General features: G+C 70.6%; 12 protein-coding genes. 6 read left to right on the top strand and 6 right to left on the bottom strand.

The genetic code is table 11. The features are described from left to right. Positions 1–54: 54 nt before the first annotated feature. Positions 55–3,903, bottom strand: coding sequence for an nSTAND1 domain-containing NTPase (locus BJ998_RS45640; RefSeq protein WP_184870456.1), 3,849 nt, complete (start codon positions 3,901–3,903; stop codon positions 55–57). Positions 3,904–4,159: 256 nt separating this feature from the next. Here BJ998_RS45640 and BJ998_RS45635 point away from each other — a divergent pair, with 256 nt between their 5' ends. The 4 genes from BJ998_RS45635 (at position 4,160) to BJ998_RS45620 (ending at position 10,863) form a co-directional block, all read left to right on the top strand. After that, positions 4,160–5,263, top strand: coding sequence for a PLP-dependent cysteine synthase family protein (locus BJ998_RS45635; protein ID WP_221339750.1), 1,104 nt, complete (start codon positions 4,160–4,162; stop codon positions 5,261–5,263). Then, a complete protein-coding gene (locus BJ998_RS45630) occupies positions 5,257–6,528 on the top strand; it encodes an MFS transporter (RefSeq protein ID WP_184870454.1) in 1,272 nt (423 codons plus the stop codon). Before BJ998_RS45635 ends, BJ998_RS45630 begins: the two co-directional genes overlap by 7 nt. 15 nt (positions 6,529–6,543) lie before the next feature. Then, positions 6,544–7,596, top strand: coding sequence for a PLP-dependent cysteine synthase family protein (locus tag BJ998_RS45625; protein WP_184870453.1), 1,053 nt, complete (start codon positions 6,544–6,546; stop codon positions 7,594–7,596). A 336-nt stretch (positions 7,597–7,932) separates the two neighbouring features. Then, positions 7,933–10,863, top strand: a complete 2,931-nt coding sequence (locus BJ998_RS45620; protein WP_184870452.1) for a helix-turn-helix transcriptional regulator — start codon at positions 7,933–7,935, stop codon at positions 10,861–10,863. A 29-nt stretch (positions 10,864–10,892) separates the two neighbouring features. Here the strand turns inward: BJ998_RS45620 and BJ998_RS45615 are convergent, their stop codons facing one another. Together BJ998_RS45615 and BJ998_RS45610 are read right to left on the bottom strand one after the other, a co-directional pair. Continuing rightward, positions 10,893–11,465 carry a superoxide dismutase family protein gene (locus BJ998_RS45615; protein ID WP_221339749.1) on the bottom strand — a complete coding sequence of 191 codons (573 nt, stop codon included), beginning with the start codon at positions 11,463–11,465 and terminating at the stop codon, positions 10,893–10,895. Between the two features lie 102 nt (positions 11,466–11,567). Continuing rightward, entirely contained in the window at positions 11,568–12,221 is a 654-nt protein-coding gene (locus BJ998_RS45610; protein WP_184870451.1) for a DUF2306 domain-containing protein, read from the bottom strand. Positions 12,222–12,749: 528 nt separating this feature from the next. On the opposite strand from BJ998_RS45610, the gene BJ998_RS45605 reads away from it, so the two are divergent. Both BJ998_RS45605 and BJ998_RS45600 read left to right on the top strand, forming a co-directional pair. Then, a complete protein-coding gene (locus BJ998_RS45605; protein WP_246490216.1) occupies positions 12,750–13,301 on the top strand; it encodes a hypothetical protein in 552 nt (183 codons plus the stop codon). Between the two features lie 72 nt (positions 13,302–13,373). Continuing rightward, positions 13,374–13,775, top strand: coding sequence for a ribonuclease domain-containing protein (locus BJ998_RS45600; RefSeq protein ID WP_312890702.1), 402 nt, complete (start codon positions 13,374–13,376; stop codon positions 13,773–13,775). A gap of 53 nt (positions 13,776–13,828) precedes the next feature. On the opposite strand, the gene BJ998_RS45595 is transcribed toward BJ998_RS45600, so the two are convergent. The 3 genes from BJ998_RS45595 to BJ998_RS45585 form a co-directional block, all read right to left on the bottom strand. After that, on the bottom strand, positions 13,829–14,131 hold the full coding sequence (locus BJ998_RS45595) for an SHOCT domain-containing protein (RefSeq protein WP_184870450.1): 303 nt from the start codon (positions 14,129–14,131) through the stop codon (positions 13,829–13,831). 216 nt (positions 14,132–14,347) lie between these two features. After that, positions 14,348–14,941 (bottom strand): lamin tail domain-containing protein, encoded by a 594-nt coding sequence (locus BJ998_RS45590; RefSeq protein ID WP_184870449.1) that lies wholly within the window; start codon positions 14,939–14,941, stop codon positions 14,348–14,350. 338 nt (positions 14,942–15,279) lie between these two features. Continuing rightward, positions 15,280–15,756, bottom strand: coding sequence for a YflT domain-containing protein (locus BJ998_RS45585; protein WP_184870448.1), 477 nt, complete (start codon positions 15,754–15,756; stop codon positions 15,280–15,282). Positions 15,757–15,949 lie beyond the last annotated feature (193 nt).

The following is a 15,949-nucleotide window of genomic DNA, read 5'->3' as shown; positions in this document are numbered from 1 at the left end:
TTACCTACACCGGTACCGGTGTGTGGCCGGCCCGACAGGGGGCCGGCACGTCACCTAGGCGCAGGGTGGGTTGTAGGGAGTGTCGCCGAAGTAGCGATCCCACTCGGAGATCGAGACAGGGTTCCGCGTGACGTCGCAGATGTGCTCGGCCACCAGGTCGGCGTCGGTCTCCCACAGTCGGGTCGTGTGGTCGTGGGCGACCGTGGCGATGGTGTGGCCGTCCGGGCTGAACGCCACGGCGAACACCGCGGTGAGGTGCTCGGGCGACAGGACGGCCGTCGCGCTGGGATGCTCGGGATCGGCGACGTCCCACAGCCGGACGGTCCCGTCGACGCCGGTGGAGACGAGGGTGTCGCCGTCCGGGCTGAAGGCGGTGCCGAAGACCATGCCGCTGTGTCCGGTCAGGGACGGCAGCGACCGGGGCTGCCGCGGGTCGGTGACGTCCCAGAGCCGGATCACGCCGTCCCACGTCGCCGTGGCGACCATGTCCCCGTTCGGGGAGAACACGATGGATCGCACCGGTTGGTCCAGGCCGCCGACCGTGCCGACCAGCGTCGGCTTGCGCGGGTTCCTGACGTCCCACAGGCGGGCGGTCCGGTCCCAGCTCGCGGTGGCCAGCAGATGGCCGTCGGGGCTGAACGCCACGACACGAACCGTCTCGGTGTGCCCTGTCACCGTGCTCAGCAGCGCCGGCGCGCGTGCGTTCCTGACGTCCCAGAGCCGGACGGTGTGGTCGTCGCTCGCGGTGGCCAGGATCTGGCCGTCCGGGCTGAACGCCACCCAGCGGATCTTGCCCTCGTGGCCGGACACAGTCGCCGACAGGCTCGGCCGGCGCGGATCGCCCACGTCCCACAGGCGGACGGTCCTGTCCCAGCTCGCGGTGGCCAACAGCCGGCCGTTGGGGCTGTAGGCCAACGAGCGCACCGTGTGGGAGTGGCCGGTCGGCGTCGCGGACAGCAGGGTCGGCCGGCGCGGATCCGAGACGTCCCGCAGGCGTAGCGACCGATCGTCCCCCGTAGTGGCCAGCACCCGCCCGTCCGGGCTGAACGCGACGGCGTAGACGGCGCCGGCGTGGTCGGCCAGGGCGGGACCGGTGACCTCCCACAGCCGAGCCGTGTTGTCGGCACTGGCCGAGGCCAGGGTACGGCCGTCCCGGCTGAACACCAGTGATGTGACCGCGTCGGTGTGGCCGGTCAGCACCGCGACGGAACCGGGCTGGTGCGGATCGGTCACATCCCACAGCCGGATCATGCGATCGTCGCCCGCCGTGGCGAGCATGTGGCCGTCCGCGCTCAGCGCCACAGCCCCGACCGTGCCGTCCGGTCCCGGCACAGTGGCGGCCAGGCCGGCCTGACGTGGATCCGTCACATCCCAGAGCCGGACGGTGCGGTCCTGGCCGGCGGTGACCAGCAGCCGTCCGTCCGAACTGAATTCGACGCCGAGTTGCCCGTCCCCGGCGAGAGATCCGACGAGCCGAGGAGCGGACCGGTCCGCCACGTCCCACAGCCGGACCGTCCGGTCGTGGCCGACGGTAGCCACCGTATCGCCTCGTGGACTGAAGGCGACCGCGCGGGCGCCGGTGTGCCCGCTCGTCCGGCCCAAGGCCCTGGGTTGTTGCGGATCGCTGAGATCCCACAGCTGAACCTCGCGGTCGCGGTCCACGGTGGCCAGCACGGCTCCGGTCGGCGCGAACGCTATCGACCCCACCGCATCCGTGTGGCTGGGAATGGTGCTGAGGTCGCGCGGCTCGTGCCGGTCCGCCACGTCCCAGAGTCGAACCGTCCCGTCCGTGCTGCCGGTGGCCAGCAGGTTTCCGGCCGGGCTGAAGGCCGCCGAGCCGACGATGTCATCGGTCCTCCTGGTCACGTCTCTCGTCGCGGCCAGGGGGCTCGGCTGCCACGAGTCGCTGATATCCCACAAGCTGAAGCCGCTGCGCGTGGTCGTGGTGAGTGTTCGACCGTCCGGGCTGAGGGCGAGCGCGTCGGTGAGATCCGCTCCGCTCGTGACGACCGTGGCCCGTGGCGCGGCCCAGGAACTCAGCAGGCTGCTCCTGGTTTCCGCCGTGGGCATGAGGCGATAGGCGGCCAGGCTGAGCTGCCCGCCGAGAGCGGGGTTGGCGGCCCGCAGGCCGGTCGCCTCGCTGGCCACCTTGCCGGAGATGGCCAGATTCCGTTGCTCCACCGCGTCTTCCCGGGCGCGTATCGCGTACATGGTCGCCGCGGTCGCGAGAATGAACAGGACGGTGAGACCGGCGACGAGTCGGCGAAGGCGGTGGGTGTGGTGGCGGGCGGCCCGCTGTTCGTCCTGCTCCAGTTGGATCGAGGCGTCGAGGAACTGCCGAGCCAGTGGGGTCACGCCGGCGCCGGACCCGGCCTCCTGCACCGACTCGCGCACGGCGGCGAGGCGGGGGCCCCGGTAGAGGGTGGCCGGATGCCGGCCTTCCCGGTCCCAGGCCTCGGCGGCGTCGATGAGCCGCTGGCGGCTGAGCAGCCAGGCGCGGTCGTTGTCGATCCAGCCGCGCAGTCTCGGCCAGGCCCGCAGCAGGGCTTCGTGGGTGATCTCCACGGAATCGCGGTCCAGGGTGAGCAGCCGGGCCGCGACGAGCGCTTCCATGGCGACGGCGGAGGCGACCTGGTTCGACGACTGGCTCAACAGCCGGTCACGTTCGACGCGGCGGCCGCTGTGCTCGCTGTCCTCGCCGACCCGCACCAGACGCAGCAGCAGGTGGCGGGCTTCCCGCCGCGCGGTGGCGTCCAGGCTGGTGTAGACGCGTTCGGCGGTGGTGGCGACCGCACCGTGGATACCGCCGGTGAGCTGGTAGCCGGCCACCGTCAGGCGATTGCCCTCCCGCTGCTGCCAGGTGGCCAGCAGCGCGTGGGACAGCAACGGCAGGACGCGCGACTCGTAGGTGGCGTGTTCCTGGTCGGCGCCGTGCTCGATGCCCAGGTCGCGCAGCAGGATCTCGACCAGGCCGGGTTCGAGGTCGAGCTTGGCGGCCCGCGCGGGAGCGCTGATCGCCTCGACGAGTTCGTCCCGGTTCATCGCCGTGACGGCGAACTGGTTGTCCTGCACCGCGCCGAGCAGCTCGGCGTGGGTCAGGCAATGGCTGTAGAAGTCGGCCCGGACGCCGACGACGACCAGCGCGGCGGCCCGCTGACCGCCGTCGCCGGGACGGGACGCGTCACACAGCGCCGCGATGAACGCCCGGTGCTCGCTGTCGGTCTCGCAGAGTGTGAAGACCTCCTCGAACTGGTCGACGATCAGCACGAGGCGGCCCTCGCCGGGCCCGAGCGTCATCCGCAGCGTCGAACCCCACCGCCCGGCCCGGATCTCGTCGCGGAGTTTCTCGGCGGGTATTCCCAGCAGCGGGGCCGCGTGCTCGGCCAGCGCGGCCGTCGGGTGCGCGGTCGGGGTCATCGCCAGCACCGGCCAGCCGGCCGAACCCGCCGCCGGCAGGGCGCCGGCGGCCAGCGCGGGAATCAGGCCGGCGGACAACAGCGAGGACTTGCCCACCCCGGAGGCGCCGAACACGATCAGCGGCTGATCACGGTCCACGCACTCGGTGACCCGGCTGATCAGGGCCGCCGTGCTGCGCGCCCGGCCGAAGAACCACCGGGCGTCGTCGGGGCCGAACGCCGCCAGGCCCAGGTACGGGCACGGGGGCGTGTCCTCGGCCGGCGCCACCAGGCCGGCCAGCGCCCCTTTGGCCTGCAGCACATCGTCCAATCGGCGGGCGAGGTCGGTCGTCGCCGGCTTGTGGCCGTTCTCCACATTGCTCAGGTAGCCCCGGCTGTAATGGGTGAGCGCGGACAACTGGGACAGTGACAGTCCCTGTGCGTGCCGCAGCCGCCGCAGCGCGGTCGCGAAGCCCTGTGCCTTTCTCGAGCCGTTCTCGCTGTTCATCGCCTGTATCCCCCACTGTCGTCAGGCAGGGATACGGGAAACTTCTCCACACGGACGGCGCGTTCGCGAAAACTCCGTGCTGGTGCGGGACAAGCTGACACGTATCCAGTTGTGGTCTCATCCCGGCGGCGGGCGCCAGGGGGACCCGCCGCCGGGGAAGTTTACGTGTGCGCGTGCGGAAAGGGTGTGCCATGGTCATGACAGTGTCCACTGCTGGACAGGCGCTGTTGTGCTTGCCCGGCAAGGGTTTCGGACGTTGAACGGTGTGTCGGGATGTCCACCGGGGGTGGCCCGTTGCGCGGATCTCGCGTCGACCGTGGGAAACACGCCGGTACTGTGGATCGACACCCCGTTCGCGTCGGACAAGCGAGGGTTCTGGGCCAAGCTGGAGGGGGTCAATCCCGGTGGGATGAAGGACCGTCCCGCCCTGCACATGGTCGCCCGCGCCCGTGAGCGTGGTGACCTCGCCCCGGGCTCGATGATCATCGAGTCGAGCAGCGGTTCGTTCGGCCTTGGCCTGGGGTTGGCCGGAATCGCCTTCGGCCACCCGGTGACGGTCGTGACGGATGCCGGCATGGAGCCGATCGTTCGGCGCATGCTGTGCGCTCTCGGGGTGCGGGTGGAGGTGGTTCGCGAGCCCTGCCCGGTCGGCGGATGGCAGCGGGCCCGGTGCGACCGGGTGCGGGAACTACTGGCCGCGTGCCCGGGCGCGTACCACCCCGACCAGTACGACAATCCCGACCACGCCGCGGGGTACGCGCCTCTGGCCCTGGAGCTCGTGGCCCAGCTCGGCCGGATCGACGTGCTGGTGTGTTCGGTCGGCACGGGCGGTCATTCCGCCGGCGTGACGCGGGTGCTGCGCACGTACTTCCCGCATCTGCGGCTGGTCGGTGTGGACGCGGTGGGGTCGACGATCTTCGGCCAGCCGGCCTGGGGCCGCCTGATGCGCGGTCTCGGGTCGAGTGTCCATCCACGCAACGTGGACTACGCCAGCTTCGACGAGGTGCACTGGGTGGCGCCGGCCGAGGCGGTGTGGTCGTGCCGGCAGCTGGCCAGGGCTCGGTACGTCTGCGGCGGCTGGAGTGTGGGCGCGGTGGCCCTCGTCGCGGGCTGGATCGCCCGGACGCAGCCGCCGGACCTGCGGGTGGTGGCGATCTTCCCGGACGGCCCGATGCGGTATTTCGACACGATCTACAACGACGGGTACTGCCGGCGGCACGGACTGCTCGACGCGCCACCGGCCGCCCAGCCGGACGAGATTCCCGACCCCTCGGCCCGGGACGTCACCTGCTGGACGCGGTGCCTTCGGGTGGTGGATCCGCTCGCCCGACCGGAGCACGGCGAGGCGGGACGGTGCTGAGCGCGATCCGGTCCGTCCGATCGCTGTCTCGCACCGTGCAGTTGCTGCTGCTGAACCAGTTCGGCGTCAACCTCGGCTTCTTTCTCCTGATGCCGTACCTGGCAACGCATCTGCGGGAGAACCTGCAGCTGCCGACCGGTGTCATCGGGGCCGTCATCGGCGTCCGCAGCCTCAGTCAGCAGGGGCTGACGCTGTTCGGCGGATCGGCGGCGGATCGCTTCGGCTGCCGGCCGGTGATCATCACCGGTTGTGCGCTCCGGGCCGTCGGCTTCGCGGCGTTCGCGTTCCTCGACAGCCTGCCCGGGCTGTTCGCCGCCACACTACTGGCCGGTGTCGCGGGGGCGCTGTTCAGCCCGGCCGCCCGGGCCTACCTGGCGCACGAGTCCGGCGACCAGCGACTGCGGGCGTTCGCGTTGCTCAACGTCGCCGGTGAGGCCGGCACGTTGCTCGGCCCGCTGCTGGGCGGGGTGCTGCTCGCCGTGGAATTCCCCGCCGTCGCGATCACGGCGGCCGCCGTCTTCGCCGCGCTGACCATCGCCCAGGTCGTCGCGCTGCCCACTCGCGCACCGCGGCCGGCGGCGCGGTCGGTGCTGGTGGACTGGCGGGAGATGAGCGCCGATCGGCGCTTCCTGCTCTTCATCTGCGCCACATCCGGCCTGTTCGTGTTGTACAGCCAGCTCTACCTGGTGCTGCCGCTCGAGGCCAGTCGAGTGTCCGGAGTGGACAGTACGGTCGCGGTGCTGTTCGTCGCGTCCACCCTTGTCACCCTCGGCCTGCAGGTCCGTGTCACCAACTGGTGCCAACGGCACTGGGAGCCGCCGACGGCCATCGGCGTCGGACTGGCGTTGTGCGGCCTGGCCTTCGTGCCGCTCGCCGTCACCGCGTCCCTGCAGCCGACCGCCACCGACCGCCGTGACGGCGGGATGGCGGCCGTGCTGCTGTCCTTGCCGGCCATCTCCCCGGCGATACTGGCGACGATCGTGTTGACCCTCGGCGTGGTCGTGGCGCAACCGTTCGTCCTGGATCTCACCGCGACGTTCGGCCGCGGCACGCTGACCGGCACGTATCTCGGCGCCTACGCCATGGTCGCCGGGTTGGCCTCCGCGATCGGCAACACCGTCGTCGGCTACGTCGCGGATCTGGGTTCGCGCCTGGACATGCCGTGGCTGCCGTGGCTGTTGCTCGTCGGCCATGGGGTCGCCTGCGCCACTCTGATCGGCGTATTGCGCTCCCGCGCGGCGTTTCCACCTCGAAACCGCTTGTGACACGGAAGGAGGCCCATGCGTTACGACACCATCCTCGACGCCATCGGCAACACGCCGATGGTGCGTCTCCAGCGGCTCGCCGGGCCGGCCGACGCGGCGGTGTGGGTCAAGCTCGAATGCCTCAACCCGGGCGGAAGCGTCAAGGCGCGGCCGGCCTCGGCCATGATCCGCGCGGCGCTGCGTTCGGGGGCCCTCACCGAGGACGGCAGCATCGTCGAAGCCACGTCGGGCAACTTGGGCATCGCATTGGCGATGATCGGCTCCGCGCTCGGCATCCAGGTGCGGATCATGGTCGACCCTCGCACACCGGCGCTGAGCGTGCGGACCATCGCCGCCTACGGCGCCGACCCCGTGCTCGTCGAGCGGGCCGACGAACACGGCAAGTTCCAGATCCCGCGGATCCAGGCGGCCGAGACGGTCGGCCGGACCGTCGAGGGCGCGTACGTGCCCAATCAGTGGGACAACCCGGAAAACCCGTCCGCGCACAGCGCGACCGCCTCGGAGATCATCGACGACCTCGACGGCGACGTCGACGCCGTCGTGTGCACCACCAGCAGTTGCGGGCAGATCACCGGAATAGGTCGACGGGTCAAGCAAACCCGCCCCGACTGCCGGATGGTGGCGGTGGACGGCCGGGGCTCCGCCGCGATCGGCGGCCCCATGGGCCAGCACCTTCTGGTCGGCCTCGGTTCCGCGTTCACCCCGGGCAATTTCGATCCCGCAACCGTCGACGAGGCCTACTGGTGCGGTGACACGGAAGCATTCAGCACGTGCCGGCTACTGGCGAGCAAGGAAGGCATGCTGCTCGGCGGCTCGTCCGGCGCCGCCGTCTTCGTCGCACTGGCGGTTGCCCGACGACTGGGTCCTGGCAACAATGTCGTTGCCGTGGCGCCCGACGGCGGCGATCGCTATCTCGACACCATCTACAACGACACGTGGATTCGACATCACGACCTCACTCTCGCCGCCACCGTGGCTGATCTCCGTGACCGGCTGACGGGTTACACGCCATTCCCCGGCAACCAACTCAGGCCGTGGCGGCACTATCCCGCCCGCCCGGATCCGTGATCGGCGGGAACGGCCCGTCAGCGCACACCGGCCGGGCCCTCGTCGAACCCCCGACGCCGCCGGGGAACCGCGCCTCATGGGGCTCGTTCTCCCTGCTGGCGGACTGTATCCCGACCCGTCGTCGGCGGGAATACGGAGAACCTCTCCCGTGTGCCGCCGTGGTGGCGAAAACTCGGTGTCGTGCCATGGCGGCCCGCCGTGATCAGCGCCGTCCGCGGAATTGACCACCGAGCGGGCCCGAATCGTCGCCCTCGCTCGTGCGGGCGTTCGGGACTCGAGGGTCGCCATGTGAGCGGGACACGGAGTTGTCGTGACGGGGGAACTGCGGGAGGTGGCATGCGAGTCCGTGCGGAAGTGGCGAGCGGCGTCGGTCCTTTGGTCGGAAGGCAGCGCGAATTGGGTTACCTGAAAAGGATTCTCGTGGACGCCGCGGACGGGGACGCCACTCGGGTGGCGGAGGTCGTTGGCGAGTCGGGTATCGGCAAGTCGCGGTTGTTGGGCGAGTTGGGTGCGGCAGCGGTCCGCGACGGGTGGACGGTGCTGACCGGCCAGGCGTCCGAACCGGATCGAGGCAGCCGGTTCGGCGTGTTGGGTGACGCACTCGGGGATCACATCGCGTCGCTCGACCCGCTCGAGCCGTTGCGGCTGCGCCTGAGGGTCGGCGCGTTGTTGGAGCAGCTGGCGCCCGGGCGTGGGCTGGTGTTGATGCTGGACGATCTGCACTGGGGCGACGAAGCCTCGCTGGAGTTGCTGGGGTATCTGGTGCGTCACCCGCCGCGGAGACCTTTGGTGCTCGCGGTGGCATACCGTCCCAGCCTGGCCCCCGGCCGGTTGACCGCGGTGCTGGCTCAGGCGGCGCGACAGGGGAGGGCCGGCCGGGTCGAACTCGGTCCGCTGGACGTCGACGCGGTGGCCGAGTTCCTCGGTCCCGAGGTCAGCACCCGGCGGTGCCAGGTCCTGCACGAGGCCAGTGGAGGGTGCCCGTTCTATGTGGCGGCGCTGGCACAGGTTCCCGAGGACCAGCTCCGGACCACACTGCTGGCCGGGGCGTCGGGCGGGGCCCGGTCGGGCGACGCGGTGGTGTCGGTGCGGGATGTGCCCGCCGTCGTCCGGGCGAGCATGCAGGCCGAGTTGGCCGACCTACCGGACGGCGTTCGGGTGGTCGCCCAGGCGGCGGCGGTGGCCGGTGACCTGTTCGAGCCCGATGTGCTCGCCGCGATCGCCGGGATGAGCCAACAGGACACCGACCACGCGGTGGACGAGTTGGTGGCCCGTGATCTCATCCGGCCGAAGGGGAGGGGCCGGTTCGGTTACTGGCTGCCGATGATGCGTGCGGCCGCGTACGCCAGCGGCGGCGGCGCCTGGCTGATCCAGGCGCACGCCCGAGCCTGGGAGGCGTTGGAGGAGCGGGGGGCCTCGGTGCTCCTGCGGGCACACCACGTGGAACGGTGCGCGCGGACCGGCGACGAGCGAGCGATCGCCGTGCTGGTCGACGCCGCGCGAATGACCGCCGCGCGGGCGCCCGCGAATGCGGCGCACTGGTTGTCGCTCGCCCTGGACCTGTTGCCGGACAAGGGCGAAGACGATGAGCGCCGGTTGGAGTTGCTGGCCGACATGGCAACTTTCTTGGGCATGAGCGGCCGCCTGGAGCAGGCCCGTGACGTCCTGCACGAGGTGGTGCGGCTGCTGCCGCGCGACGCGGTGGACCAGCGGGTGCGTGCCGTGGGGTTCTGCGCCACCATCGAACACCTCCTGGGCCGGCACACCGAAGCCGGCGGCTTGCTCCTCGCCGAACTGCGCCGGTTGCCCGAGCACGACCATGACGGCGCCGCCGAACGGGACGGCAGGGTCACCGCGTTGAAGCTGAAGCTCGCCACCGCCAGCCTGCTGTCCGGGGATTTCGCCCAGACCCGGACCTGGGCCAGTGCCGCCCGTCGTGCCGTCGGCGGCACCGGCGACCGCCTCGTGTCGGCCGGCGGGACGGGTGTCCTGGCCCTCGCCGACTACGTCGTGGCCGACATTCCGGCCGCACAGCGCAACTGCGACCGGGCGGCCGAGCTCGTCGACGGGCTCACCGACGGCGAACTGGCCCGGCAGCTGGACACCGTGGTCTGGCTGGGCTGGGCCGAACAGTGCCTGGAACGCTACAACGCGGCCCGGCGCCATCTCGAGCGAGGACTTTCCCTGTGCCGCGCAACGGGTCAACACCACCTCGTGACCTATCTCCTCGTCGGCCTCGACACCACGCTGCGGTGGCAAGGACAGTTGCGGGAGGCCGCCGACACCGTCGCCGAAGCGCGTGAGTCGGGACAACTGGTGCACAGCCCGGCGCTGCGTGCGGCCACGCTCGCCATGCGTTGCCGTATCGCGACCTTCACCGGCGATTCCGACCAGGCCGTGCTCCTGGGCGAGGAAGCGTGCCAGCTGGCCGGACCGGCCGATGACTGGCTGTCGGTGCTGGCCGCGGCGTTCCTCGCCCACGCCCGCCTGATGGCCGGCGACCCCCAGGGCTGCGTGGCCACCCTGGTCGACGCCGGTGGCGGCGCGGAGCTCCCGATGATCCCCGAGCCGGCGCGCCCCGGCTGGTTCGACGTCCTCACCACCGCGGCCCTGGCCCTCGACCACGTGTCGGAAGCCGACCAATGGGCCGCCCGCGCCGAAGCCGCCGCCCACCTCGGTCTGGCCGGCAGCACGGCCTTCGCGCAACTCGCCCGTGCCCGCGTCCGGCACGCCACCGGTGACACCGTTGGCGCGGCCGGCGCCGCTCACGCGGCCGCCACCGCCTTCCGGCAGATCGGCGATCCCCTGGATGAGGGCTCCGCCCGGCTGCTGGCCGGCATCGCCATGGCGCGCACCGGTTCCCGCGCCGAGGCACTGCGCGAACTGGAGCAGGCGCACGCCCTGTTCACCCAGTGCGACGCCACCGGCCTGCACCACCGCGCCGTCCGCGAGCTCCGCAAGCTCGGCCGCCGGGTTCCCCTGGGCGTCAGCGGGCAGCGCAACCCCCGCAACGCCCTGGGCGCGGCCGCCCTCACCCGCCGTGAAACCGAGATCGCCCACTGGGTCACGCAAGGGCTCACCAGCCGGCAGATCGCCGGCAAGCTCTACCTGAGCCCGCGCACCGTCGAACACCACATCGCCAGCATTCGCGCCAAGTTCGGCGTCACCACCCGGGCCGGCATCGCCGCCGCACTGCTCACCGCCGAACACACCGAGAGCACCGAGCGGTGCCTGACGTCGCACCCGGTCGCCGCCTCCGTCGGCTGAACGACCCTCGGGCTCGGCGGCTTTGCCCGTCAGAAGTCGACGCTGACACATCCCAGCCGGGCACCCGCCGTGCCGGCGTGCCCGGGATCCGTGTGCGTGTGCTCGGCATGGATCACCACGGAGCCCGCGTGCCGTTCCGTGAACTGCCAGTTCACGCTGGAAACGGTCCAGGCGTTCCCGTGCCGGTCGGTGGTGAAGTCCAGCCAGATCTCGTTCTGCGAGTTGGCGTAGGCGGGATTGACCGACGGTTGCACCGGGTCCGGAATGTTCTGGTAGTGCGCGCCCGCGTCCTCCGGGGCAGCGCCGCAGTGCTTCTGGTGGACGTGCGCCCCGTACTGGTGGTTGGCCAGCAGGCCTTCGACGTACAGGACCACGGTGGTCGAGCCGTTCGGGGTGGGGGTGGCGAACACGGTGGCGGTCGATCCCACCGGAACGAGGCCGGGGGCGTAGGTCACGGCCTTGGCGTTCGGTCGGTAGTTCTCGAAATCGGCCGAGGTGTACGCCGGGTGGGCGGGTGGTGCGGAGTCGGCCATCGCCGTGCCCACGACACCCAGCATGGCGACGGTCACCGTGAGCAGAACGGCAGCAGGTTCATGTCTCATGGATTCTCTGTAGCGCTGCTCGGTTTCCGGGGCAAGAGCCCACCTGATCGGCTGACACTCAAGGGGTGCAACGGCGCGCACCGGACAAAGTGCGGCCTCCGGTCAGAAGCCGGACGGAGCCACACCGGACTCGGCATCCCTCGGCCGACGGGGCGGGACTCCGTAGCGGCGCTGGATGTACCACTCGGCGGCCACTACCGTCAGCACCACGCCGACCACGATGCTGCCGGTGGCGATGTCGTGCACGATCGCGAGGCCGTCGCCCCGGTAGGCCGGCCCGGTCGCCTGCGGCACGATGATCAGCGCCAGCACCGGGTTGAAGAATCGGGCGACCAGCGAGGAGAACGTCAGCGCGTAGTTGCGGATCATCCACCGTCGATGGTCGGCGAACCGGCGTTGCCGGGCCGCTCGGTAGCCGGCCACGGCGGTGACGATCCATGCCGCGTCGACCATCAGCAGGACGGCCTGGTTCGACACACCGAACGGCGTCAGCACGGCCACCGGGATCGCCAGCACCGAGGACGGGAACACGCCGAGGAAGATGTAGGCGCGCCCGGTCCAGCGGTGCACGCGCGGATGACGACTCCGCAACGACGGCCAGAACTGAGCCAAACCCGCGAGCGTGGCCACCGTCGCGGTGAAGATGTGCCCCACCAGCAACACGTAGTGGGTGCTGCTCTGCAACGGAACCCGGCTGGTGCTCATCTCGGGCGGCACATATGCCGACAACATGTATCCCAGCGTCGCGACGCTCACCACGGCCAACGTGACGAGCGGCCATCGGCGCCGGCCGCCGGACGTGACGCGTGGCCATCGGCGCCACCACCGGCTGCCGGCCGGAGTGGTGGTCGGTTCTGGTCGTGTGATCACTGACATCGACGTGGCCCCCTCGGCTGTTCTCTCCGCGTCGATCCTGCTGCGGCACGGCCGGTCGGGCACTGGTTCTGGGGCCCGTCGACATGGTGGTGCTAGGCCCACCAGGTCACGTGATCATTGTCTCCCCGCGCGACGTCTCGGCCGTCGGCTGAACGAGCCGGCGCTGACACGGGACGCGATACGAAACGGGCGTTGAACGGAAATCGAACCCGTGCGCGGTCACGCCCGCGAGAGCCGACATAGCGGCCAATCCGGATCTTCGGATTCACAGAACGGTCGTGCCCTGTCAAATTTCGACCGGTTCCGCTCGCGCCGGAACGTGTTTACGGTCCGTTTCGACCGCCGCGATTTCCCTGCTGCCGCGCGGTCGTCCGTAGAAGCGACATCGTCACCACGAGGAGCCCTCGAATGTCCCGCCCTGCCCCGCATGCTCGACTGGCTCTGACCATTCTGGTCGGCATCGGCGCCACGGCTGTGCTCGCCGCGGCGCCCGCCGGAGCGTCGCCGTCGGTTCCGCTCGCCGCGGCCGCGTCCTGCTCGACGTCGTACCTGCCGCTGCCGGACCCGTCCTGCACGCCCGGCGCCACCAACCCCGACGTCACCCAGGGCACCATCGACCAGACGATCTGCGTGTCGGGCTGGACGGGCACGGTCCGGCCGCCCACGTCCTACACCAACCCCCTGAAGGTGCAGCAGATCGCCGAGTACGGCTACTCCGACACCAGCACCGCGGACTACGAGGAAGACCACCTGATCCCGCTGGAACTCGGCGGCGCGCCGCGTGACCCGAGCAACCTGTGGCCCGAGCCGCGCTACGGCGCCCGGACCTCGTACAACAAGGACTCGGTCGAGAACGCCCTGAAGAAGGCCGTGTGCGACGGCCGGGTCGACCTGGTCGACGCGCAGAACGCCATCGCCACCGACTGGACGACCGCCGAATCCGTGGTCGGTATCGGCTGACCCCTGCCCTGTGCCGACGCGATCGCGACGGCGCCTGATTGTCAACGCAGTACTCGCCGATGAGGAGATTTCGTGCGTCTTACCTGGACGAAGCGCGTCACCCTGACCCTGACCGCACTGGCGACGATGTTCGGCCTGGCCCTGGTGACGACACCGGCGGCCAACGCGACCGTGCACAACTCCTGCACCATCTCGGGTTGTTCCGCGGCGGCCTCGGCCAACTCGACGTGGCAGTCCATGGGCTACCCCGGCCAGCGTGGCTGGTACGACTGGCCGAACGGCCAGTGCAGCTACGCGGGCGGCACGTACTACAACAACGACGGCCAGCTGCCCGGCGGTGATTCCTTCCAGGAGTTCGACGTCTACCCGCGGACCTGCGGCGCGCACCGGGACGCGGCCCGGATCGTGGTCGACATGGACAACGGTGAGGTCTGGTTCACGCCCGACCACTACAGCAACTTCTACGAGCTGTAGGCCACCGGCCGGCCCGTGCCGCCTCGATCGGGGCGGCACGGGTTTCGCCCGGGTCAGGGGAACTGCGTGATCCGCACCTGGTTGTCGCCGGGGACCACGGGCCCGGTTCTGTCGGTCACCTTCGTGAACATCGGCACGAGAACCGCGAACACGAAGACGAGGAAGACGACCAGTCCGACGACGCCGGCGATCATCTGATAGCTGACGTAGCGGTTGGCGGCCCGGCCGAGCGAGTTCGGCCCGGCCGGCGATCCCGGCGCCAGCAGGCGTCGCTTCGCCGCGTCGAACTCGTCGTCCGACAGTGCGCCGGAGCGCCGCAACGCGTCCAGCTTCGCCAGTTCGTCAGCAATGCTCATGGTTCGTGCGCCTCCACCGGTTGGCGAAGATCGTAGCCAGCCGGCGGCGCGGCCGGGCGCAAACGGGGAAATCCGTCCGTGACCTCGAAGCGACGATGGGCCTACCGGGACATCGAGTCCCGGTAGGCCCATCGTGTTCGTGTCAACTCATGCCCGGCCGGCGAGTCCTAGGTCCTCCGGCCAGTGGTGTGGACGTGCCGTCGATTCCCGGTCGGATCAGGCGTCCGGGCCGGGCAGACCCGGGGTCCGCGGCGCGACGTGGAAGTCGACGGCGTTGTTGTCGGTGTTGCTGAACCGCACGAGGGCGAGCGGCTGGTTGGTGGTCAGCGGGGACGCCGGGGCGCCCATCATGAACGGCGAGGTCGTGACGGTGGCCACCGCGTCGACCATGACGTTGCTCGGGGACAGCAGCGCGACGCCCATCCGGTCGGTCAGCGGAACGATGCCGGAGAAGAACTGGTCGACCACCGGACCGCTGTAGCCCTGCGGGTTGGCGATCACCCACACCTGGCCCGGCTGCAGGACGGTGTTCTGCGGGATCACTGCCGCGGTGAACCGCTGCGCCTGGCTGGGCGCGACGACGAGCCGGAAGTTGCTCAGGTCCTGCGGGACCTGGCTGAGGTTCTTGATCTGGATGTACTGGTCGGCCGCGCCGTTGGGGCCGCGGGTGGCGAGCTGGTCGATCACGAAGGTGAAGGACTTCTGCACGCTCGCCGTCGACTGCGGGGCCGCGGATGCGGCAGCGGCGCCGGTGACCAGTGAGAGAGCCGCGATGCCCGCTGCAACGAGGGCCGCGAGGGAACGCCTCATCAGTGTTCGTCTCCTTCTCGGAATAGTCGTGAAGCGCGTTTCGTGGTGCCGGAAGGGGTGCGCAACTCGGTGGGCGACGATCACCACCGCGAGTGCCCCTCCTCGAACGATGTGGTTCTGCCGCGGGGTCTCCGGTCGATTTCTGCGCGACGCGGCGGTGATGCGGTCTGGAACCTGGTGGACCCAACCGCCAAGCTTGCCGACGGCTCGGCATCCGGATAAGAGGCCAACCATGCGGCCCCGGAACGGAATGCGACCGTAGGCGAGGCCGGCTCATATCGGTGGCGTCGATGCCACGCGGTGTCGTGGCCGGCTACTCGACCGGGCCGCGCCTGCCGTCACGCGGGACCACGCCGGCCGTTGTTCAGCAACTGGCGGGCCTGGTCGGCATGTGCGCGGTCGACCAGAATCTCGTAGCGGTCGGCGAGCAACTGGCGGGTCGAGACGAAGTCCCGCCGACCAGCCGAGAGGGCGTGCCAGATCAGCCCGAAGACCGCTCCGGCCACCACGCCCCACAACAGGGCCCACAGGATCACCGCGAACCACGCCACGGCGTCGGCCGTGAACAGCGCCAGGAACACGCCGAACAGCAACCCGAACCACAGCCCGGACGCCGCCCCCATGCCGGCCGCCCTCAGATAGGTCAACCGGCCGAGCACATCCTCCACCAAGCGCAGCCCCACCCCGGAGATCGTGGTGTGCTGCACGGGAAAACTCTGGTCCGACAACGAGTCCACCGCCCGCTCGGCCTCGGCGTAGGTGGCGAAGCCGGCGACCGGCACCCGCGTCGATTCCGGCGAAACCGCCTTGCGCATCACATACCTCCACGTGACTCCATGCCCTACGCGCCGGCCGCTGGGTACCCCGCGCGTTGCGGCGGCGGGCAGCCGCGCTGGCCAGGTCGCGTCACACGAACAGATACGTCACACGGGCGAACCCGGTGGTGGCGAACAGGCGCCAGTGACGCGAATGACCGTTACGGAAGCGCTTCGCGGTAAACCCGAGGGG

The organism is Kutzneria kofuensis (assembly GCF_014203355.1).
Classification (GTDB): Bacteria; Actinomycetota; Actinomycetes; order Mycobacteriales; family Pseudonocardiaceae; genus Kutzneria; species Kutzneria kofuensis.
Note: the sequence above shows the minus strand (reverse complement) of the source record. Positions and strands in the feature narration are given on the sequence as shown.

What these genes read in the sequence shown, in the direction of transcription:
- BJ998_RS45615 (WP_221339749.1), bottom strand. Translation starts at nt 11,465, where the DNA reads ATGAGACATGAACCTGCTGCCGTTCTGCTCACGGTGACCGTCGCCATG.
- BJ998_RS45625 (WP_184870453.1), top strand. Translation starts at nt 6,544, where the DNA reads ATGCGTTACGACACCATCCTCGACGCCATCGGCAACACGCCGATGGTG.
- BJ998_RS45640 (WP_184870456.1), bottom strand. Translation starts at nt 3,903, where the DNA reads ATGAACAGCGAGAACGGCTCGAGAAAGGCACAGGGCTTCGCGACCGCG.
- BJ998_RS45585 (WP_184870448.1), bottom strand. Translation starts at nt 15,756, where the DNA reads ATGCGCAAGGCGGTTTCGCCGGAATCGACGCGGGTGCCGGTCGCCGGC.
- BJ998_RS45605 (WP_246490216.1), top strand. Translation starts at nt 12,750, where the DNA reads ATGTCCCGCCCTGCCCCGCATGCTCGACTGGCTCTGACCATTCTGGTC.
- BJ998_RS45590 (WP_184870449.1), bottom strand. Translation starts at nt 14,941, where the DNA reads ATGAGGCGTTCCCTCGCGGCCCTCGTTGCAGCGGGCATCGCGGCTCTC.
- BJ998_RS45595 (WP_184870450.1), bottom strand. Translation starts at nt 14,131, where the DNA reads ATGAGCATTGCTGACGAACTGGCGAAGCTGGACGCGTTGCGGCGCTCC.
- BJ998_RS45620 (WP_184870452.1), top strand. Translation starts at nt 7,933, where the DNA reads ATGCGAGTCCGTGCGGAAGTGGCGAGCGGCGTCGGTCCTTTGGTCGGA.